We start from the raw sequence: 20,803 nt of genomic DNA on the forward strand, positions 1-20,803 counted from the left end.
GGTGCAGGTCGTTTCCGCTACTGCCCTCATATGCATTATAACGGGAAGGGATGAAATTTACCATTTTATTCTGTTTTGAATTTACATATGGTGAATGGTAATATCACCGGAATAGACAAGACGCTGCACACCCGTCTGTTCATCTTTCACCATCAAAATACCATCTTCATTGATTCCTGATGCAAGCCCTGTGAATGATGACTGGGCTGTTGCAACTGTTACTCGCTGACCAATTGTGACGGAGTATGTTTCCCACAGCTCTTTAATTGGGAGGAACCCTTTCTCAAGAAAGAGCAGATAAAGCTGCTCAAAACGGCTGAGAAATCTTTGCAAAAAGAGTGCTCGATCTAGCATTTCTCCCTTCTCAATGGCAAGAGAGGTGGCAAGGCTTTGAATATCCTCATTGAAATCTTGACGCTCCTGATTAACATTAATGCCGATTCCAATGATGACCGAATGGATTTGGTCTGCTTCAGCGTGCATCTCAGTCAGAATACCAGCGATTTTCCTCCCGTTCACTAGCACGTCATTCGGCCACTTAATTCCAGCATTCACACCAGTCTCTCTTATTGCAAGTACAGCTGCCACAGCCGTCAGCAGGGTCAGACGCGGAGCATGGTATGGGGGAATGTCGGGTTTTACAATCAAACTCATCCAAATCCCGCCTTGGTGAGGGGAATACCATGTCCTCCGTAATCTCCCCTTTCCTTCTGTTTGCTCCTCACTAATCACAATCGTTCCATTATCTGCTCCCTTAGCAGCTAGGTCGCTTGCGATTGTTTGCGTGGTTGGAACCGTTTCATAGGCGTGGATGGACCTTCCAATGAACTCCGTTTCAAGTCCCATAAGGATTTCTGTTTCGGTTAACCGGTTCTTGCGAGGCAGGATACGATAGCCCTTTTTCTTTATAGCTTCAATTTCATAGCCTTCTTTGCGTAAGGCATCAATATGCTTCCAGACAGCCGTACGGGAACAACCGGCAATATCGGCTAAATACTGTCCCGATATATAGTCATCTCCTGCATTTGTCAGTGCATGAATCAATTGTTTCTTTATCGTTTGTTCCCCTGTATGAGCCATTGTTTCACAAACTCCTTCTCATTGACAATCTCTCCATCAAGCATGGCTTGAATGATTTCTCTCATCATGTCCTTCATCCATGGGCCGCCCCTTTTACCTGTCCATTTAATTAGGTCTGTACCAGAAAACGAAAGCGGCGTCTCTTTTTGAATAGGCATTTGATTGTATAGATCATCGATGTGGTCATGCTCGGCAGGCTGGCTGGAATAGACAGACCATACCCGTTCAACACTATGGGCTGTCTCGATGCCCGCCTCATATAATTGATAACGGGTATAGAAGGCTTTCTCCCTTTGTTTACAGCCTTCAATCAAGACTTTAATTCCTTTAATGACTGCATTCGGAAGCTTCCACTCTCTATACATGCTCTCCCTCTTTGAACAGAATAAGGCCATTACTGCCAGCCATTCCTCAAAGGTTTGACAGGCCTCCACATCGAGGGAAAGGAATGAATCCATCTTTTCAGCCAAGAGGTCAAGCTCTGGATAATAATGAAGGATTTGAGAAGCCGCTGCAGCTCTGAGTGCCTCCTTGGGCCTTTTACCTGCCAACAGCTTTTGGAATTCCGCTGTTTTTCTCTCCTGAGCAATATGGCTGAGTAAATGTGAGTTCTCCCGCAGTGCTTGATATGTCTTCTCCTCAATCTGAAAACCAAGCTGACTCATAAAACGGACAGCCCGAACCATACGCAGGGCATCCTCTGAAAAGCGTTCGTCCGGCTCCCCGACAGTGCGAATCGTTTTCTGTTCGATATCTTCATGCCCCTTAAATGGGTCATACAATGTGCCATCCTTATCCATGGCAATTGCATTCATCGTGAAGTCCCTTCTTTTCAGATCCTCCTCAAGCGAGGTGACAAACTCCACTTGGTCAGGGCGGCGGAAATCCTTATATGTACTCTCCGTTCGAAATGTCGTGACTTCATATGGCACACCCTCGTGAAAGACGAGAACCGTGCCATGCGCAATCCCAACATCAACTGTATGGCCAAATACCTCTTTCACTTCCTGCGGCATGGCAGATGTAGCAATGTCAACATCATGAATGTCTTTACCCATAATGGAATCTCGTACCGAACCACCGACAAAATAGGCCAAATATCCTTTTTCCTGCAATTGACAAAGAACCGGAGCTGCTTGTACAAATTCCTTCTTCATCATCCTTGCCCCTCTTCTGATAGAATGGATGCATACAAGTCTTCATATTGGTCAACGATTCGGTTCGTTTCAAAATGCTCGCGGACGATTCGAATCGCTTGTTCTCCCATATCCAATCTTTTCTTATCATTACTCAATAATTTATACAGTCTTTGCGCTGCAAGCGCTGTATCGCCCTTCTCGACAATATACCCGTTCACACCGTCCTGAATCACCTCTGGAATGCCCCCTATATTGGTCCCGAGACATGGAACCCCATGTACCATTGCCTCAAGCAAGACTAAGCCAAAGCTTTCCTTTTCTGACATTAGGACACAGGCATCGCTTATCGCATACAGCTCGTGGAGATTTTCCTGTTTCCCTAACAGGATGACTTGATCACGTATACCAAGCTGGCTGATTTGTCGATTGACTGCTCCCATTTCAGGACCGTCACCGACTAGGATGAGCTTACATGGCATACGCTTTGCTACTTCAGCAAATGAATGCAGAATATCCGGAATCCGTTTCACCTTACGGAAATTGGATACATGGATGACGACCTTTTCTTCTTCCTTAATATTCAGCTCAGCCTTCAAGTCCATCTCGGAATTGTCCTTGAGTGCTGGATAATCAATGAAATTATAAATGGTTTTGATTTCTTTCTCAGGCTGTATTAAATCATAGGTCTCCTGCACAAGTGCGTTCGATACAGCTGTTACGGCATCTGATTTTTCAATGGCAAACTTAATCATGTCCTGCATCGAGGAATCATATCCAAGTACCGTAATATCTGTTCCATGCAAGGTTGTGACCACTTTCAGCCGCTCGCTCGTCATCTGTTTTGCCAATATGCCACAGACCGCATGCGGCATCGCATAATGGGCATGAATGAGATCGAGGCCTTCATTTTTCACTACCTCCGCAATTTTGCTCGCCAAGGACAATGTATATGGAGGGTATTGAAATACTGCATATTGATTGACCTCTACCTGGTGGAAGTAAATATTGGAATACCGTTTATTAAGACGAAACGGCATGCTTGAAGTAATGAAATGAATTTCATGGCCGCGCTTTGCCAGCGTGATGCCAAGCTCTGTGGCCAATATGCCGGATCCGCCGACAGTCGGGTAGCAAACAATCCCTATTTTCAATTTCTTCATTTTGACGCTCCAAATAAATCCGCATCAAGAATGAGCGGTTTTGTTGTTTTGAACCCTTCAGCAAAAAGAACGCCGGCATCACGTCCATACGCTCTCTCACGTCCTTCAATTGCTTCTAAATATCCTTCTGTCAATGGCGTAATAACACCGTCACGAGAGCGTTCGAATTGGGAACGATAGCATTTCAGCGCTTCAATCTTCTTGTCAAAGCTGCTGCTGATGTCCACGCAAAAGTCAGGCTTATGGAAGCTGTTAATCATATATTCATATACAGCTGTTGGTTTATGAGATTCCTGCCCGTCTTGGTCAGTATATTTCCGGATTCCTGCTGAAAAGACTGCCTCGAAGACTAATTGACTTACCCGCCCATGATCGGGATGACGATCGATATGATAAGGAGCAAAGATTAGTGCCGGCTGATAACGACGTATGACTGCCGCTACCTTCGCGATATTATCCGGCGTTATGAAGAGATTCCTGTCTCCCATATTCAGATTGATTCGCTCCTTCACGCCGAGTACTTCAGCAGCTGCCTGTGCTTCCTTCTTTCGATTTTCCGGCGTGCCATTCGAAGATAGCTCTGCTTCTGTTAAATCGCAGATAACCGCCGTTTTTCCTTGCTGTGTATATTTCGCTAATGTGCCGCCCATTCCAAGTTCTACATCATCGGAATGAGCGCCAAAACATAATAGATCTATTTTCATTCTAGGTGATTTACTCCTTTTCCCTTACAATCGTTCTCCATTTAAGATCTCCTCGGTCAATTCCATGAATGATGAGCTCAGCCGTCCCCATATTTGTCGCAAGCGGAATGGAATAAACATCCGCTAAACGGAGCAGGGCTGAAACATCCGGTTCATGAGGCTGCGCGGTTAATGGATCGCGGAAGAAAATGATGGCATCAATATCATTCTGAGCCACCATCGCTCCAATTTGCTGGTCTCCGCCATGCGGTCCGGATTGATAACGATGAACCGGCAGTCCTGTTGCCTCCATGATTTTCAGACCTGTCGTGCCGGTAGCAAAGAGCTGCTGCTTACTTAAGATATGCTTGTACGCAATCGCAAATTGAATCATGTCGTCCTTTTTCTTATCATGTGCAATTAGAGCGATCTTCATCGTTTATACCTCCATTTAATCGAGAATATTTTCCAACCCATACACAAGCTGATCTAATTTCATAACCGTTTCAACAGATACCCTAACACCAGACATAAATGATTTACGGTCATAGGAATCATGACGAAGCGTCAATGTTTGCCCTTCTCCTCCAAACATGACTTCTTGATGGGCAATCAAGCCCGGTAAACGTACGCTGTGAATTCGCATGCCGTCGAAATCTGCCCCTCGCGCTCCAGAAATCGTTTCTTTTTCATTCGGGTGTCCTTGCTTCTTGGCAGAACGTTCTTCAGAAATCAATTGAGCCGTTTTGATTGCTGTACCAGAAGGCGCATCAAGCTTCTGATCATGATGCATCTCAATTATTTCGACATCTTGGAAGTATTTTGCGGCATTTTGTGCAAATTTCATCATCAAAATAGCCCCGATAGCGAAGTTTGGCGCAATAATACAGCCGATTCCCTTTTCCTTTGTCAATGTACGCAGCTCTTCAAGATCCTCGTCTGAAAAGCCGGTTGTCCCAACCACAGGACGGATACCATGTGATAGGGCTGATAATGTATGTATTCTACCAACCTCTGGGGTTGTTAAATCTATTAACACGTCTGCTTGAAGGGTTGAGAAGCATTGTTCATGATCATCATAAACAGGGACATCCTCGCCAACACCGGCAAACCCTTCAAGTTCATTTAAGTGCTTTCCGCCATTTTTACGGTCAAGCACAGCAATTAATTGGAAATGGTCTGTCTCTTGTACCATTTGGACAGCCGCCCTGCCCATCTTTCCTCTTGGTCCGGCAATAATTACTTTAATCATTTTGTTCATCCTTTCTTGTCCAGCGATCACGGTCTCTCGTCCGGAATTTATCCATTACAAGATCATGAGCATGTGCAAGGTCTACGCCAAGTGAGTTGGCCATGCAGATCAGCACGAATAAAACATCGCCCATCTCCTCTTCAATCGCCTTCTCTTCTTCCGTTGACTTCTTCGGTTTTTCTCCGTAATGGTGGTTGATTTCACGAGCAAGCTCCCCCAGCTCCTCTGTAAGTCTTGCTGTCATCGCAAGAGGGCTGAAATACCCTTCCTTAAACTGCCCGATATAGCGGTCCACCTCTTGCTGCATTTCTTCCATTGTTTTTTTTGTTTCCATTCGTTACACATCCATTTCTTTGCTCACTTCTTCTATGTTAGCTCATTTAACTATTCCCGAGCAATCCACACATATGATAAAATTCATTAGGGCATAATTGACATAATCTTATCTCAATTGTACACCATAATTAATAACGGATAGCAAGGAAGTGGGGTTACATATGATTTTCAACCTAAAACTCAAGAATATTTTGTTTATCTTGATCGGTTCAGCCATCATGGCCTTTGGTGTCGTGCATTTTAACATGCAAAATCAGTTAGCTGAGGGCGGTTTCACTGGTATTACCCTCCTCATTTATAATTTGACCGGATTAAGCCCGTCCATTTCCAACATTTTGCTTAATCTGCCCCTTTTCTTCATTGGCTATCGATTATTAGGAAGAAAAACGTTCATCTATACAATCATTGGAACGGTTGGACTATCTATTTTTATCGCGATATTCGAAAAATATCAGCTCCATATCCCACTAAAAGACGACCTTATGCTTGCAGCCCTGTTCGCAGGCGTCTTCATCGGGGTCGGACTCGGAATTATCTTCCGCTATGGCGGGACTACCGGGGGAGTTGATATTATTGCACGGCTTGTCTTTAAGTACAAAGGCTACAGCATGGGAAAAACCATGTTCATCTTTGATTTCTGTGTCATTACCCTATCACTGGCAACGTACCTTGATTATAAGGAAGCCATGTACACACTCGTTCTTGTGTTTATTGGGAGCCGCGTTATTGATTTCATTCAGGAAGGTGCATATGCAGCCAGAGGAGCCTTTATTATCAGTGAATCCAATAAAGAGATTGCTCAAAAAATCAACGAAGAAATGGACCGCGGCGTCACACTTCTAAAAGGATACGGTTCCTTTTCTAAGCTTGAAAAAGATGTCATCTACTGCGTCGTCGGTAAGAATGAAATTGTCCGCCTCAAGAATCTGATAACGTCTGTTGACCCGCACGCCTTCGTATCAGTCTCAGTCGTTCATGATGTTCTCGGCGAAGGCTTTACCTTAGATGAGAACAAAAACCCGCTCGAGCATTAACAGCACAAAAAAGAGGGAAGATGAACTTCCCTCTTTTTTTAATCGTCATTATTCATACCGGTTAACATTAACACAAAACGAAGCAATTCCAGAAGAGCTACAGCTGCAGCCGCAACATATGTTAATGCTGCCGCGTCAAGAACCTTCTTCGTTTCTCGTTCTTCCCCTGCATCAATAACGCCAAGTGCAACTACTTGCTGCATGGCACGATTAGAAGCATTAAACTCTACTGGCAAGGTCACAAATTGGAACAGGACTGCCGCTGCCATGAATAGCACACCGAGCAAAGCAAGATTATAGATACTGAAGATCATCCCTGCAATAATCAAAATCCAAGAGAAATTCGATCCGATATTTGCAACAGGAACTAATTTATGACGAATACGCATAAATGTGTAATCCTCTTTGTCCTGAATGGCATGACCAACCTCATGGGCTGCTACCGCAGTACCAGCAAGAGAATGTCCATGGTAAATGTCAGAGGATAATCTGACAACCTTTGCTGTCGGATCATAATGGTCACTTAATACACCATGTGTTTCTTCAATTTTGACATTATACAATCCATTTTCGTCCAATATTTTTCGTGCCACCTCTGCCCCGGTATATCCATTGGAAGCCGGAACCTTTGAGTATTTAGAATAGGCACTCTTGACTTTCATTTGAGCGAAAAGCGGTATAAGCAAGATCAAGATAAAGTAAATTAGAAACGCCATCAATATCCTCCATTTTTAATGTGATTAATATTATTGTAATAATGAAACCATTTATCTGTCAATGGATAGATACTTTTCAAAATTTTATCAAATATCGCGATTCTTCTTCTTCGTAAAGGTAATCTCCTCACGCGCCTTGTACTTGCGGAAGCCCACATAAGATAATGTCATTAAGATAATACTGCCTGTCGAGATGATTACCCACCAGAGTGACGGGTCTGTATCATCCTTCTCTGCCTCGTCAAATATATCCCTCAGCTGCCCCTCCAAAGAAGCCATATCTTTCTGTTCACTGCTATCAGAGAATACTTGCGGACGGTATTGGTCTATGAATTTCAAATGAGCATCCACTTGCTGAAATTTTTCTGGAGTAACATCGATTTTCAAAGATGGATACAGAATATTATATATATTTAACAAACGATTCAATTCCTCCTGAAAGACAACGGAATCCTGATTTTTCACAGCTTCACGCGTATCCTTTACAGCTTCAAGAATCTGTCCTCTCATCTTTGTCCATAAGGGACTCTTATCATGACTAACAGCATCAAAGGCTAATCTGAATTTTGTCATCTCGTTTACGGCTTCCTGATTCGACTTCTCTGTATCCTGAACGGCATTCATCGCATCCTCAAGGGCAATGGTCACAATATTGATCTCATCCATTGAATATTGATTACCCTGTGAAGCCATATCCAAAAATCTCTCTGAGAACACATTGAGCAATTCCTCGGCTTCCTGCCTCCGGTCAACCTTCACAAACTGCAGGGATTGGTCAGCAATCGTTTCAATGGCTTTATCTTCTGCAGGACTGGCGGCGATTGCCTGAATGGATAGCGATGCGACAATAATAACGGATCCAATGACCCCCTTTAGCAACTTCATAAAAAATGTCCCTCCTCACCATACTAATATGTATGTGAAAAGGGACAAGGCAAGAACCTTAAATATTGCTTATCGTGAGGGAAGCGTATAAATTGCCCTTCCTTTCCGAACAGTCGTATAATACCCCACTCCAATTGATAAAATGCTAAGCCAAAAAGTGAAATAGCCGATTTCATCCATATATAGATGGAGCACACTGTACGTCGGCATCATTCCAAATACATAATCGATGATTTCATTATGGACAAGGATAATGGCCGCCGTCACTAAATGCCATGGCTTCACCCGAAAATATGGAGCAAACAACAGCCCCTCCAAAGCCATAGCACCATGAGATAGAATAAGCATGAGGGCGATCAAGGAAAATGAACCATCCACTGCAAAGGAGAATAGGTTCATCACAACAGCCCATATCCCATATTTAAATAAGGACACAACCGCAAGCGCCTCGAACAAGCCAAAATTTCTCCCCATCATGATTCCTGCAAGTGCAATGACAAAGAACAGGCTTGCAGTCGGACTATCTGGAACAAACAAAAGGAATTGAAGCGGCGTTGCTTCCAACTGCCCTTTATACCAATAGTACCCATAAATGGTTCCTAAAATATTGATGATTAGAATCGTCCATAGGACGAGTCGGTTCGAAAGAAATGCATATAGCCAATTTCTCATAATAAATTGAAATCCTCCAAATTAATATGCTGTCATTCTTTCATGATAGCGTTTAGGCTCTAATACTGGCAACCTCCAATTATCTATATAGGCAAGACATCATCAGCAGCAGGGCAGCCTAAATACTTCGCAAATCCACTGTGAACGGCAAAGGGCTTCAGAATAGCAGCTATTCTGAAGCCCTCTTATCAACTATCAAAAATGCCCCCGATCGGACGAAATCAGATAGGATTATTCTGTCTCTGTGCTTGTTTGCTCGCCACCGCCTGCATTGGCACCTTTAATAAACTCAGCAAGTGTTTTCAATTCTTCTTCTGTACCCTTGAAGACACCAGGCATTTTCCCGCTCTCTGTACCATTTACCGCAATCTCAGAGATTTGGTCAACCTCCAATTCAGTACCAAGAAGCTTTGGTCCTGCTCCTCCTTGAAGAGAGTCACCATGACAGCTGATACATCCTTGATCCTGATAAATCTTATACCCATCAGAATCTTTATCGATAGCTGAATCATCAATGATTTGTCCTTGCAATTTAGCCGCTGCCCAGTCATGTGTAGAAACGGTCTCCCACGTCAAATAGAAAACTCCAGCAAACGCTAAAAGCATAAAGCCTACCGCAAACTTACGCTTTGCAGGGCGTCTTTCCGGTCCCCTGTCCAAGAATGGAGCAAGTAATAATGCACCAAAAGCTAAACCTGGAATGACAAGAGCACCAATCAAGTTATACGGCCCAGATGCATACGAATATTTAAGCAGCTGGTATAAAAACATGAAATACCAGTCAGGCAGCGGAGCATAGCCCGTATCTGTCGGGTCTGCTATCCTCTCAAGCGGGGATGGATGCGCTACCGTCAAACATAAGAAACCGATTAAGAAAACGGCGCCAACCATCCATTCCTTTAACAGGAAGTTCGGCCAGAAAGCTTCTGTCTTTCCTGGATACTCAGAATAATCCTTAGGAATATTCGGCTTTCTGTCAGCACTAATTCTTGAGTCACCTACAAATCTCATACCTTTACCACGATGCATATGGATATCCCCTCCTTCTTTACAATTCTTGTTCTAAAGACCAAATCTTATAGCGGTCCGGAAATTCCTTGCTTACGAATCATCAGGAAGTGAGCTGCAATCAGCCCAATCAAGGCTGCAGGCAAGAAGAATACGTGAATCGCAAAGAAACGGGTCAGCGTTTGGGCTCCGATGATTGTCGGGTCACCAGCTAACAGCGTCATCAAATATGGTCCGATAAATGGAACAGAGTCGATGATTGTTAATGTAACCTTGGTTGCAAATAGCGCTTTCATATCCCAAGGAAGAAGGTAACCAGTCAATCCTAAAGCAAGCATGATAAAGAAAATAAGTACTCCCACGATCCAGTTTAATTCACGCGGCTTTTTATAAGCACCCTGGAAGAACACGCGCATTGTATGTAAGAACATCATGACGATTACCACACTAGCTCCCCAGTGATGCATCCCCCTGACAATTTGTCCAAAAGCCACTTCATTCTGCAGGAAATAAACAGAATTCCATGCATTCTCGATATCCGGAACATAATACATCGTCAAGAACATGCCAGATAGAATCTGAATGACAACGATAAAGAACGTCAATCCCCCAAAACAATAAACAAATGCCGAGAAGTGATGGGCAGGGTTTACATGCTCTGGGACCTCATGATCAGCGATGTCTCGCCACAATGGCGTTATATCCAGCCGCTCATCAATCCAATCATACATTTTATTCAGCATTGGTCACGCCTCCCTACACCTCATTTGTTTTTGTGTTGCCCAAATACAATACTCCATCTTTTTCCTGCATATCATACACATCAAGCGGACCGATCGGCGGTGTATTCGGAATATTCTTACCGTTCTTCTCGTAACGGCCGCCATGACAAGGGCAATAGAACTCATTCTTATGCTTCTCATCACCCTCCCAGTTGACTGTACAGCCTAAGTGTTTACATACTGGAGATAAAGCGACAATGTCGCCCCCTTCATCCTTGTAAACCCACGCTGTTCTCGTCTCCTCTGCTTCATACCAGCCATCCTGGACTTTCAGCTTGTAATCGACGCGAGTCGGTGTTTCTGTTACCTCGCTGATCTTCAAGCCCGTATTGATAAAGTCACCTGAGGCATTAGCCTTTAAGGCAGGATCGACCGCAAACCGCAGCATCGGCATAACCATTGCCGCACCCATGAATCCCCCGACACCCATGAGTGTGTAATTCAAGAATTGGCGTCTTGAAACTTTTTGGCTGCTCATTAAATTTCTCCCCCCTTATATGGAAAGTCTGACAAAATTACAGAATTGTACAAACTTTATAAAACTAGGACATTACAATAATATCCTAATATTTTTGATAGGTCAACAAACTCCCAGTTTAGGAAATACATGGTTTATTATGTAAGTATTTTCAATCCGTCTTCCAAGCATCCTGCAGGAGCTCTTTGATTTGGTCTGTATGATCATCCAGCACTTGCTTGATAGCCTCCCTTGGCATTTTATCCGTCTGAATGGAAGGAAACCATAGAATTTGCTCTTGATCACTGACTGTAATCCATTTGTTATCCGTTGTGAGGAATCGTATATAGGTGAACCCGGCTTCACTGTAAAAGGTTCTCCAATGATTCAATAGTGCTTTCTTTGACTCTTGTCCGCTTTCCTTTGAATACGGTACTGAATGGGCCAGAAATATTCTTCCCTTTAACTCTCTCTCCAGTTCATAGGTCAATAGACTTAAGTACTCATAAGAAGCAACCGCCTGACTGACCCCCTTCTCAAATGTAATCGCATTCAATGGAATGATGACTGTATCGATGTATTCCCTTGAACGCTCGAACATCTCCATATCAGCCGTTTGATATTTCATGCAATCCCCCCTTATGTCCATTTCATTGTAAACTAAAATAAGTAAAAATTATACAAAAACGCATAAAAAAAGCCAATCAGCTTAGCTCCGGCTATGCTGACTGGCTTTTTTCCTGATTGGCTCTATGTCAGGGATTTCTTCTTTCTACGCAGCCGTTTCAATTGACTGCTTAGCAGCGTGAATTGAGCATGATCTCTCTCATCAATCGCCGTATCAATTAATCGCAGCAATCGTTCCTCCTCAAAACGGTTCAAGCTCTCTTCAAGAATACTTTCAGCAATATGCTGGTCTTGCTCATTGCCAGGTAGATTCTTTGGCAAATAAGGATTCTCCTCCAAAACAGCTGCATAATGATACGAGGAATAAGCTGTTCGAAAATTCAGCTGTATGTAGATATCCTCATCCCGGTTTAACCGGATATCATGAAAGGATTTCTCGGCATCAGTGGTCATAATATTGCTCTTATAAAATCGAAACGGCACATCATCTACACAATGGGTAGACATCACCATTCCTTTCGGGCAATATTTGGCCCCTTCCACAAAATGGACATTTCTCATCAGCTGGTCATGACTCATCAAATAGTTTAATATCCACACACATTCACGACGCTTTAGTTGATAATTATTCAAAAACCAACGGATGAATTCTTTTTTCTCATCGACAGATACAGGGGTTTTCATGGTGGAGCCCTCCTCTGCACATTAAATTTAGATTCTTTCTAATATATCCAAGTACTCATCATTGCTCGGGTCTTCTTTCAGCAGTTTCTCAAAGATAGCTTTAGCCTCTTGGAACTTACTGTCTTCAAGCAGGAAATAACCATATTCGTGCAAAAATTCTTTATTCTCCATGAAATGCTGATAAGCTTCTCGATAACAGGAAAGAGCCTTCTCATATTCCTCAAGCTCTGAATAGGCAGTTGCCGTCAGCCAATCAAATTGCGGATCCTCTTCTCCCATTTCACGAACAGAAGATATGAGGTCGATGACTTCTGAATATTGCTCCTCATGTAAATATAACTTGCCAAGGGTTAGTACAGCCTCCAAATAACCCGGGTCAATCGCGATTGCCTCAGACAGCCATTTAACCGCCGTTTGAGGATCTCCCTTTTTGGATGCTAATTCCGCTCCATACAAGAAAATCTCTTTATTGAACGGATCTTCTTTCATTCCCTCCTCAGCTACCTGGATAGCCATTGGGAGCTCCTTATTCTCCTCATAGGCCATAGCCAAATACATGTATAAAGAATGATAGGCAGGGTCCATTTCCTTCAACTCGCTGAACTTAGCAATAGCTGTGGCATATTCACCGGCATGAAAAGCAGAAAATCCATATTCAAACAGAAGGTTGACATCATGATCTTTATCATCCCGTTCAGCCTTATGGAAATAAGGAAGGGATTCTTCAAATTCCCCGAGGGATACGAGAGATAAGGCCAGCCGCTTATTAATGGATACCCCATTAATACTTGAATCATTTTGAGAAATATAAGTATATAATTCTACAGCTTCACGAAAATTTCCTTGTTGATAATAAAGTTCCGCTAAAGCAAATTTCACAATTGGCTCATCCGGCAGGATCTCATTGGCTTCCTTCAGCTTGCGGACGCTCACTTCATCCATGCCCATCGCCTGGTAAAGGTCGCCAAGCAATAACAGGGCTCCTGGGTACATAGGATCATCATTTTCTATCTTCTCCAAATACAGCAGCGCTTCTTCTTCATTTCCGAGTTCAGCTGAAACTTCTGCCAGAGAAAAAAGAATTTCTCCTTCATCTGGGTAGCGCTTCTCAAGTTCCTCATACAGCTCCTTAGCCTCTTCCATGAAACCTAATGAGGCCAGCTCTTCTGCTAATGCAAAAATATCCTCATCATTTTGGGATGCCTTAATGAAATTTATATGTGTTTTTGCTTCTTCCCATTCACCTTGCAAAAGTTTTTTTCTAATTGTTTCAATATTCATTTCCCGATAATTCCTTTCCAATTGCTCATTTCCCACTGTCAAATCGGCCAAATCGCAGCCTCAAAAGGACATTCCTTTTGCCATCTAGCAGCTTGCTTGCGAAAACCTATCTCCTTGTCCATAACCACGGCAAGGAAACTTGCATATGAGAATATTCTATATAGACTTGGTGTTTTCCTGTAGCAGTTCCAAAATCGGATAGCCATATACGAAGTTTTTTGCGGATGATATACATAGAAGGGTTCCTGTATAAACAGTATAGCCAATTTTTAAGGCGGAGAATAGAGCGAATCAATTTAAGAGGCTGTCGAATAAACCTACAATATTCATCACCCTATCAAATATTCACTCGATAGTAAAGGGCATTGGCTTATGCTTATCGGGAATGTCTTATAGACATGCTATGTATAATGAAAGAGATTTAGCACAATAGAAGGGAAAACAAACTCCTTTTTCTCGCTGTCGAAGCAATCACTGACAACAAATGCTGGCTTCCTCTTTTTCTCATCAAAAAAGCATTCAGAACTCATCGATTCTGAATGCTTTTTCCAAATCATTTAACTATTAAACGGGCCAAGTCCTCAAAGAAGCCCGGATAGGAAACAGCAATTGCCTCATCATTAACTAGTTCAACCGGTCCATCTGTCAATAAAGAGGCAATACTCAGCGTCATGCCAATTCGATGGTCTGTCAAACTGTCAACTGTACCGCCGTGGAGAGATTGTTGACCTTCAATAATTAGTCCGTCATCTGTAGGGGTAATTCTCGCTCCAAGACGTCCAAGCTGAGTCGCAATTGCATCAATCCGATTGGTTTCCTTCACCTTTAATTCCTCAGCATCCTTGATGATCGTCTGTCCTTTAGCCTGTGTGGCCATCAGGGCAATAATAGGAATTTCGTCGATTAACCTTGGAATGATATCCCCGCCAATTGTCATCCCTCGCAGTTTGGAATGACGGATGATAATTGACCCGACTTCTTCACCCGCTCCTGTCCCTTCATCCGGGATCACGTCCATATCAGCACCCATTTCCTGTAATACATCAATGATGCCTGTACGTGTTGGATTCAGGCCGACATTCTCAAGTGTGATTTCACTGTTCGGTACAATAGCTCCTGCAACAAGCCAGAAAGCAGCAGATGAAATATCGCCGGGAACAGTGATATGTCCCCCTTTTAACGATTGGCCGCCCTTTACCGTAATTCTCATTCCATCTACAGATACTTCCCCGCCGAAGGATTGAATCATTTTCTCTGTATGGTCTCTTGTCCGTTCCTTTTCAATGACCGTTGTTTCTCCTTCTGCCTGAAGCCCAGCCAGCAGAATGGCCGATTTCACTTGTGCGCTTGCTACAGGCAATTCGTATTCAATCCCCTTAAGGGCAGTGCCTTCCACTGTCAGCGGGACCAAATTGCCGTCATCGCGTCCGCTAATTTGAGCTCCCATTTGCCGAAGCGGGCTGACCACTCGTTTCATCGGTCTCTTGGCAATGGATTCATCCCCTGTGAACGTTAGGCTGAAAGGAAGAGCAGATAATAATCCGAGTAAAAGTCGGATGGATGTACCTGAATTCCCTACATCAAGGACTTCTTTCGGGGCACTTAATCCCGCATACCCTTTACCGTGCACCGTCACATTAGACCCATTTTGTTCGATGACCACTCCGAGCTTCCTGAAACAGTCTATCGTACTCAAGCAATCCTCGCCTTCTAAGAAGCGGCTGATAGTGGTGGTTCCCTCTGCAATCGAACCGAACATAACTGCTCTGTGGGAGATGGATTTATCGCCCGGTACCTCTAATCTTCCTGTCAGTGACGGACGATGTGTAAATTCCAAACTTTTTACCATGAAAATCCTCCTGACGCTTTAGTCAAAATAAGTATCATATGTAGTCTTTTGCTGCAGACATTCTACTGCAAGCACTCTATCCTCATTGCTCTGGAAAGAGATCGCCAGCACTCCGTAAATCTCTTCGCGAGTCTCAAGGATTCGAATATTCGTGATGCTGATGCTTGATTCGGCTAGATATCCGGTAATTTCTGAAATGACACCTGGATAGTCCGGCACATCCACATAAAGATCATAAGAAGAAGGAATAGCCCCCTTCTCATGCACTGGCATTGCATCCCTAAACCGCTTAGCCCCATGGAAGAAGTCATAGATTTTCTGTCCATCCTTGTTAACCATCCATTCCTTGATTTCCCCCATCTCCCGAATCCATGAATCAAGGAGCGGTACCAAAATCTCACCATTATGAAGGAGGATGTCTTTCCACATTTCCGGGCTTGAGGAAGCAATTCTTGTTGTATCCCTGAATCCTCCTGCAGCGAGTCGAGCAATCACCTCATGCTCTTTTTCAGCATCCTCAGCAAAATTAACCATAGAAGCTGCCATGATGTGCGGAAGATGGCTGATAACACCTGTCAAATAATCATGCTCTTCTGCACTGACTTCAAGAAATTTTGCCTTCGTTCCTCGAAGCCACATCTTCAATTGCCCAATTTCCTTCACGCCCGCACATTTTGACGGCGTTAACATATAGAAGGCATTTTCGAACAGCCGCTCTTTAGCAGCGGTTACACCGCTCTTATGGGAACCAGCCATTGGATGGCCTCCAATGAAGACATGCCGACTGCCAAGATGGCGCTCGGCTGCCTCCATAACCTTTTTCTTTGTACTTCCCGCATCTGTAAGGATGACTCTTTCCTTAAGCGGTACGTTTGCCAATGCTTCAATCACCTGTACAGCCGCATTTACAGGCGTACAAATCATAATCAAATCACTGGCTGCAGCCGCAGCCTTGTAATCCTTAACGGGTTCATCGATTATTTTGAGTGCTTTTGCGAGCATAGCCTGCTGCTCATCTGTATCATATCCCTGGATGAATGCATCAGGATGCTCTTTCTTGATTGCTAGTGCAATAGAGCCTCCAATCAGTCCTAAACCTATAATCAATACATTGCCGCGCATGGAGGCACCTCACTTACTTCTTCTATTTAGCTAATTCGCTCCTTTTCGTTTGGAGAAAGCCTTCAAGCTCCTTTAACACAAGAGCATTCTCTACCTCCGAACCAACCGTTACCCTGATTGATGTCGGGAATCCCAACGCCTCACCTGAACGGACAATTACGCCGCGCTCGAGCAAATATTGAAAGACTTCATTTCCCTTATATCCAACCTCCATTAAAATAAAGTTCCCTTGGGAAGGATAATAGGCTAATTGATGCTTCTCACAAAATTGATAGAATGCTTGGAGCCCATCACGGTTTCTTTGTTTACATTCAGCGATGAATGCTTGGTCTGATATAGCCTCAATCGCCGCTCTTTGGGCTACAGCATTGACATTAAACGGTTCTCTTGTCGGTTCAAGCATGCGAATGATGGTTTCATCAGCGATTCCATAACCAACCCTTAATGAGGCAATTCCATAGATTTTCGAAAAGGTATGAAGGATAATGACATTTTTATAGCGTGCAATTAAAGGAATCAGATTAGGATAATCCTCTGCATCCACATATTCATAGTAAGCCGCATCAAATACGACGAGTACATCATCTGGTACTTGGTCCAGGAAAGGAATCAATTCATCTTCTCGAATATATTCCCCAGTCGGATTATTCGGTGAGCACAGCCAGACAACGGCTGTGTTAGAGTCAATTTGCTGAAGCATCCCCGGCAAGTCATGGCGCCCGTTAACATGAGGAACTTCCCGAATCTCCGCCCGCTCTAAGATGGCATTATGACTGTATTGACTGAACGTACCTGTGGCCATGACAGTGTTTACGCCAGGTGCGAGCAAAGCTTTCGTAATCATTTGGATCAAATTGTCAGAACCGTTTCCAAAGATTACTTGATTGCCCTCCACTCCCCAAAAGGAAGAAACAGCCTCACGAAGATTGACGGCCCCTCCGTCAGGGTAAAGCGCAAGCTGCCAATCGGACTCCTTCAAGACTTTCTTAACCTTAGGTGAATAACCATATGGATTTTCATTAGAGGCTAATTTAATAATCTCAGTCAGGCCGTATTCACGCTTCACATCATCAATCGGTTTTCCAGGCTGGTATGGCTTCAGTGTGTATAAATGTTCCTTCCATTTCATCAACAAGCTCCCCCTTTATTCTCATTTCTCCAGCAAATCTGGTCTCAGCTTAATAGCCTCCTCCAAATAAATATGCTTAATCTCCCTTTGACTCTTGTCCGTATTTACATGAACCATAATCCTGATGGCAAGCGGCAGCGATTCCGGTACTGGAATCTCACGCATACACATGACAGGAACATACATAAAACCATCAATACGTCTGATTGAGGCCGCCGGAAATCCAGCATCAAGGTCATCAGTCACCGAGATAAAGACCGAGGCAATACTCTCGCTGTCCAATTCATTTTGTTCAATAATCTCGCGCATCAACCTTTCCGTTTGGCGTTCGATTTCCTCCTTGCGGTTAGCTGATACCGTGATGGCCCCTCTTATGCCTCTTAGCATTCTCTTCTCTCCTAACTTAAACTGTAAAATAGTCTTCAATGAATTCACCGAAATCTGAACGAATCTCACTCTCTTCAAATGTTGCTATGACCGGGTCGCCAAAGTCCTTCAATAGGATGGTGGCAATCTTGCTTCCTTGATTCTTTTTATCTAGCTTCATATAGGGGATAAGAAGATTCATATTCAGCACTTCGTTCGATATCCTTAAGTAGCCGAGATCAATCAGCCATTGATGAAGACTGTCCAATCCCGCATCAAATCCCGTATATTTCCTGCTTAAATATAAATCATAGAATAAGCCGATTGCAACAGCCTCTCCATGAGTCAGCTCCCCATAGCCTGCCGCACCTTCCAATGCATGGGCAAGGGTATGACCTAAGTTCAAGAAAGCTCGCTTACCTGACTCTCTCTCATCTAAAGCGACGATGGAGGCTTTTACCTTTATCCCTGTTTCAATCAGCTCACCAAGCTGCACATGCTTCTTAAGGTCCTCCATTGTTTGAATCTCTTTCTGAAGCTTTTGATAAAAGGTCTCAGAAGAGAGAAAGGCATGCTTAATTAATTCCGCAAAGCCGCTTCTCCACTCCCGTTCTGGCATTGTTCGGAGCAGCTCCGTATCATAGATGACAGCTTCTGGCTGATAAAAGGCCCCGATTAAGTTCTTCCCTAGAGGATGGTTAATCCCTACCTTTCCGCCAACAGCACTATCATGAGCAAGAAGAGTTGTCGGCAGCTGAATGAAGGAAATCCCCCTCATATAAGTAGCTGCAGTAAAACCGGCTAAATCACCGACAACTCCGCCGCCAAAGGCAAGGATAATCCCGTCTCGGCCAATATTGTGCCGGAAGCCTGCTGACAGACACTCCTCATAGCAGGCAATCGATTTAGCTTCCTCTCCTGAAGGGACAATATGAACTAGCGTATCATAACCAGATTCATTCAATAAATCGGTCAATGGTTCCGCATGCAGGGCAGAAACATGTGAATCCGTAATCAAAAATAGCTTCTTCTTCCCTGGAAACCGTTCCTGAAGAAATTCCGGAAGTTTCTTGATGGCTTGATTGCCCACATAGATTGGATAAGATTTTGATGCCGTCTTAATCTCAAAGCTTCTCATTAGAATTCCCTCGCATACCGACGCTGTTCTTCAATAGTCTCAATCAATGTATCAAGGCGGTCTGCATAGAATTGATCGACAATCGCACTTGCAAGCTCCCATGCCACTGCATGCTCGCACACAACTGCTGCTGCTGGAACAGCGCAGGCATCAGAGCGTTCAATAGATGCTGCAAATGGTTCTTTAGTCTCGATATCTACGCTGTTAAGCGGTTTATAAAGTGTAGGAATAGGCTTCATCACTCCACGTACAACGATCGGCATCCCAGTCGTCATGCCGCCTTCAAATCCTCCAAGCCGGTTCGTTTTTCGTGTATAGCCTGTCTCTTCATCCCAAAGAATCTCGTCATGGACCTTACTGCCCGGAACTCGAGCCGCTTCAAAGCCTATACCAAATTCAACACCCTTAAAGGCATTAATGCTAAGGACAGCGCCAGCGATTTTAGCATCAAGCTTACGGTCATAATGCACATAGCTTCCTACACCGCTTGGCATGCCGGTCGCAATCACTTCTACCACTCCGCCAAGTGAATCTCCGTTTTTCTTCGCCTCATCAATCGCAGCCATCATTTTCTCGCCGGCTTCCGCATCTAGACAGCGTACAGGGGATTCTTCAGCTGTCTTCCTTAGTGTCTGGATGTCTGTGCTATCTGCTTGCTTTGCTTTGACCCCGCCAATCTCCACCACATGGGATACGAGCTCGATTCCAAGCAATTGCAAGAGCTTCGTAGCAACAGCACCAGCTGCTACCCTGACCGTCGTCTCTCGCGCCGAAGAGCGCTCAAGCACATTACGTAAATCTCTATGCCCGTACTTAATTCCGCCATTTAAATCAGCATGGCCAGGTCTCGGTCTAGTAATCTTCCTTTTAATTTCTTCTTCATCCTTCTCATCAATCGGCTCTATTCCCATTACATGTGTCCAATGAGTCCAATCTCGATTCTTGACGTTTAAAGCTACAGGAGATCCTAATGTTCTTCCATGCCTTACACCTGAGGTGATCTCAGCGGTATCTTTCTCTATTTGCATCCTTCTTCCTCTGCCATATCCTTTTTGGCGTCTGGCTAAGTGTTTATTTATATCCTCCTCGGATAAAGGCATTCCGCTTGGCAACCCCTCTATGATGGTCGTTAATTGGGGACCGTGGGATTCCCCAGCTGTTAAGTATCTCATTTGGCTCCTCCTTCATCACTTTAAAGCAATTATGTACAAATATATCATAAGAAAGCTTCTTTTGCTAAATTTTCTTGTTTAACTATTGTACATCAGAATAAATTAGAAACTCCACCAATAAATAGATGTATTTTTCTGACAATTAAATGATTCTATGAAAACAAAGCCTCACTTTTCATGCAGCTATTAGACTGAAAAGAAATCAAGTTAAGAATAGGTCTGCATTTTTTC

23 protein-coding genes are annotated in these 20,803 nt (G+C 43.7%); 1 reads left to right on the forward strand and 22 read right to left on the reverse strand.

Annotated features, from left to right (window positions below):
* Window positions 1–81: 81 nt before the first annotated feature.
* From ACY8DX_RS12900 to ACY8DX_RS12930, 7 genes are read right to left on the reverse strand one after another with little or no spacing between them, the layout of a single operon-like run.
* Window positions 82–1,080, reverse strand: a complete 999-nt coding sequence (locus ACY8DX_RS12900; protein WP_462405346.1) for a biotin--[acetyl-CoA-carboxylase] ligase — start codon at window positions 1,078–1,080, stop codon at window positions 82–84.
* Complete coding sequence (locus tag ACY8DX_RS12905; RefSeq protein WP_049670582.1) at window positions 1,053–2,240, reverse strand: CCA tRNA nucleotidyltransferase; 1,188 nt, start codon at window positions 2,238–2,240, stop codon at window positions 1,053–1,055. Before ACY8DX_RS12905 ends, ACY8DX_RS12900 begins: the two co-directional genes overlap by 28 nt.
* On the reverse strand, window positions 2,237–3,379 hold the full coding sequence (bshA, locus tag ACY8DX_RS12910) for an N-acetyl-alpha-D-glucosaminyl L-malate synthase BshA (protein ID WP_049670581.1): 1,143 nt from the start codon (window positions 3,377–3,379) through the stop codon (window positions 2,237–2,239). Before bshA ends, ACY8DX_RS12905 begins: the two co-directional genes overlap by 4 nt.
* Entirely contained in the window at window positions 3,376–4,083 is a 708-nt protein-coding gene (gene bshB1, locus ACY8DX_RS12915) for a bacillithiol biosynthesis deacetylase BshB1 (protein ID WP_462405347.1), read from the reverse strand. The genes bshA and bshB1 overlap by 4 nt, the downstream gene beginning before the upstream one ends.
* Window positions 4,084–4,093: 10 nt before the next feature.
* On the reverse strand, window positions 4,094–4,498 hold the full coding sequence (gene mgsA, locus ACY8DX_RS12920; protein WP_049670579.1) for a methylglyoxal synthase: 405 nt from the start codon (window positions 4,496–4,498) through the stop codon (window positions 4,094–4,096).
* 15 nt (window positions 4,499–4,513) lie between these two features.
* Entirely contained in the window at window positions 4,514–5,323 is an 810-nt protein-coding gene (dapB, locus tag ACY8DX_RS12925; RefSeq protein WP_462405348.1) for a 4-hydroxy-tetrahydrodipicolinate reductase, read from the reverse strand.
* On the reverse strand, window positions 5,307–5,648 hold the full coding sequence (locus tag ACY8DX_RS12930; RefSeq protein WP_049670577.1) for a nucleotide pyrophosphohydrolase: 342 nt from the start codon (window positions 5,646–5,648) through the stop codon (window positions 5,307–5,309). Before ACY8DX_RS12930 ends, dapB begins: the two co-directional genes overlap by 17 nt.
* Before the next feature lie 163 nt (window positions 5,649–5,811).
* Between ACY8DX_RS12930 and ACY8DX_RS12935 the strand changes: the two genes are divergently transcribed.
* Complete coding sequence (locus ACY8DX_RS12935; protein ID WP_049670576.1) at window positions 5,812–6,684, forward strand: YitT family protein; 873 nt, start codon at window positions 5,812–5,814, stop codon at window positions 6,682–6,684.
* 38 nt (window positions 6,685–6,722) lie between these two features.
* Here ACY8DX_RS12935 and ACY8DX_RS12940 read toward each other — a convergent pair whose 3' ends face one another.
* The 15 genes from ACY8DX_RS12940 to aroC form a co-directional block, all read right to left on the reverse strand.
* Window positions 6,723–7,400 carry a zinc metallopeptidase gene (locus tag ACY8DX_RS12940; protein WP_049670575.1) on the reverse strand — a complete coding sequence of 226 codons (678 nt, stop codon included), beginning with the start codon at window positions 7,398–7,400 and terminating at the stop codon, window positions 6,723–6,725.
* An 87-nt stretch (window positions 7,401–7,487) separates the two neighbouring features.
* Window positions 7,488–8,285, reverse strand: a complete 798-nt coding sequence (locus ACY8DX_RS12945; protein WP_439802302.1) for a sporulation protein YpjB — start codon at window positions 8,283–8,285, stop codon at window positions 7,488–7,490.
* Between the two features lie 69 nt (window positions 8,286–8,354).
* Window positions 8,355–8,957 (reverse strand): lipoprotein heptaprenylglyceryl N-acetyltransferase LhaT, encoded by a 603-nt coding sequence (gene lhaT, locus ACY8DX_RS12950; RefSeq protein WP_049670573.1) that lies wholly within the window; start codon window positions 8,955–8,957, stop codon window positions 8,355–8,357.
* A gap of 231 nt (window positions 8,958–9,188) precedes the next feature.
* Window positions 9,189–9,986: a menaquinol-cytochrome c reductase cytochrome b/c subunit gene (locus tag ACY8DX_RS12955; RefSeq protein WP_049670572.1), complete on the reverse strand. Its 798-nt coding sequence runs from the start codon at window positions 9,984–9,986 to the stop codon at window positions 9,189–9,191.
* Between the two features lie 47 nt (window positions 9,987–10,033).
* The gene (gene qcrB / locus ACY8DX_RS12960) at window positions 10,034–10,708 is read right to left on the reverse strand and encodes a menaquinol-cytochrome c reductase cytochrome b subunit (RefSeq protein WP_049670571.1); all 675 of its coding nucleotides are present in this window, start codon (window positions 10,706–10,708) and stop codon (window positions 10,034–10,036) included.
* Between the two features lie 13 nt (window positions 10,709–10,721).
* A complete protein-coding gene (locus ACY8DX_RS12965) occupies window positions 10,722–11,225 on the reverse strand; it encodes a QcrA and Rieske domain-containing protein (RefSeq protein ID WP_049670570.1) in 504 nt (167 codons plus the stop codon).
* Window positions 11,226–11,376: 151 nt separating this feature from the next.
* The gene (locus ACY8DX_RS12970; RefSeq protein WP_462405349.1) at window positions 11,377–11,832 is read right to left on the reverse strand and encodes a DUF2487 family protein; all 456 of its coding nucleotides are present in this window, start codon (window positions 11,830–11,832) and stop codon (window positions 11,377–11,379) included.
* Window positions 11,833–11,954: 122 nt separating this feature from the next.
* Window positions 11,955–12,515 (reverse strand): ReoY family proteolytic degradation factor, encoded by a 561-nt coding sequence (locus ACY8DX_RS12975; protein ID WP_049670568.1) that lies wholly within the window; start codon window positions 12,513–12,515, stop codon window positions 11,955–11,957.
* A gap of 27 nt (window positions 12,516–12,542) precedes the next feature.
* Complete coding sequence (locus ACY8DX_RS12980) at window positions 12,543–13,847, reverse strand: tetratricopeptide repeat protein (RefSeq protein WP_049670567.1); 1,305 nt, start codon at window positions 13,845–13,847, stop codon at window positions 12,543–12,545.
* A gap of 502 nt (window positions 13,848–14,349) precedes the next feature.
* Window positions 14,350–15,645, reverse strand: coding sequence for a 3-phosphoshikimate 1-carboxyvinyltransferase (aroA, locus tag ACY8DX_RS12985; protein ID WP_462405350.1), 1,296 nt, complete (start codon window positions 15,643–15,645; stop codon window positions 14,350–14,352).
* Between the two features lie 18 nt (window positions 15,646–15,663).
* Window positions 15,664–16,767 (reverse strand): prephenate dehydrogenase, encoded by a 1,104-nt coding sequence (locus ACY8DX_RS12990; protein WP_049670565.1) that lies wholly within the window; start codon window positions 16,765–16,767, stop codon window positions 15,664–15,666.
* A gap of 22 nt (window positions 16,768–16,789) precedes the next feature.
* On the reverse strand, window positions 16,790–17,896 hold the full coding sequence (hisC, locus tag ACY8DX_RS12995) for a histidinol-phosphate transaminase (protein ID WP_462405351.1): 1,107 nt from the start codon (window positions 17,894–17,896) through the stop codon (window positions 16,790–16,792).
* A gap of 21 nt (window positions 17,897–17,917) precedes the next feature.
* Window positions 17,918–18,283, reverse strand: a complete 366-nt coding sequence (aroH, locus tag ACY8DX_RS13000) for a chorismate mutase (protein WP_462405352.1) — start codon at window positions 18,281–18,283, stop codon at window positions 17,918–17,920.
* A gap of 16 nt (window positions 18,284–18,299) precedes the next feature.
* On the reverse strand, window positions 18,300–19,400 hold the full coding sequence (gene aroB / locus ACY8DX_RS13005; protein ID WP_049670562.1) for a 3-dehydroquinate synthase: 1,101 nt from the start codon (window positions 19,398–19,400) through the stop codon (window positions 18,300–18,302).
* Window positions 19,400–20,572 carry a chorismate synthase gene (gene aroC, locus ACY8DX_RS13010; RefSeq protein WP_462405353.1) on the reverse strand — a complete coding sequence of 391 codons (1,173 nt, stop codon included), beginning with the start codon at window positions 20,570–20,572 and terminating at the stop codon, window positions 19,400–19,402. The genes aroB and aroC overlap by 1 nt, the downstream gene beginning before the upstream one ends.
* Window positions 20,573–20,803: the final 231 nt, after the last annotated feature.

The sequence above is a fragment of the Gracilibacillus sp. Marseille-QA3620 genome (genome assembly GCF_054950035.1).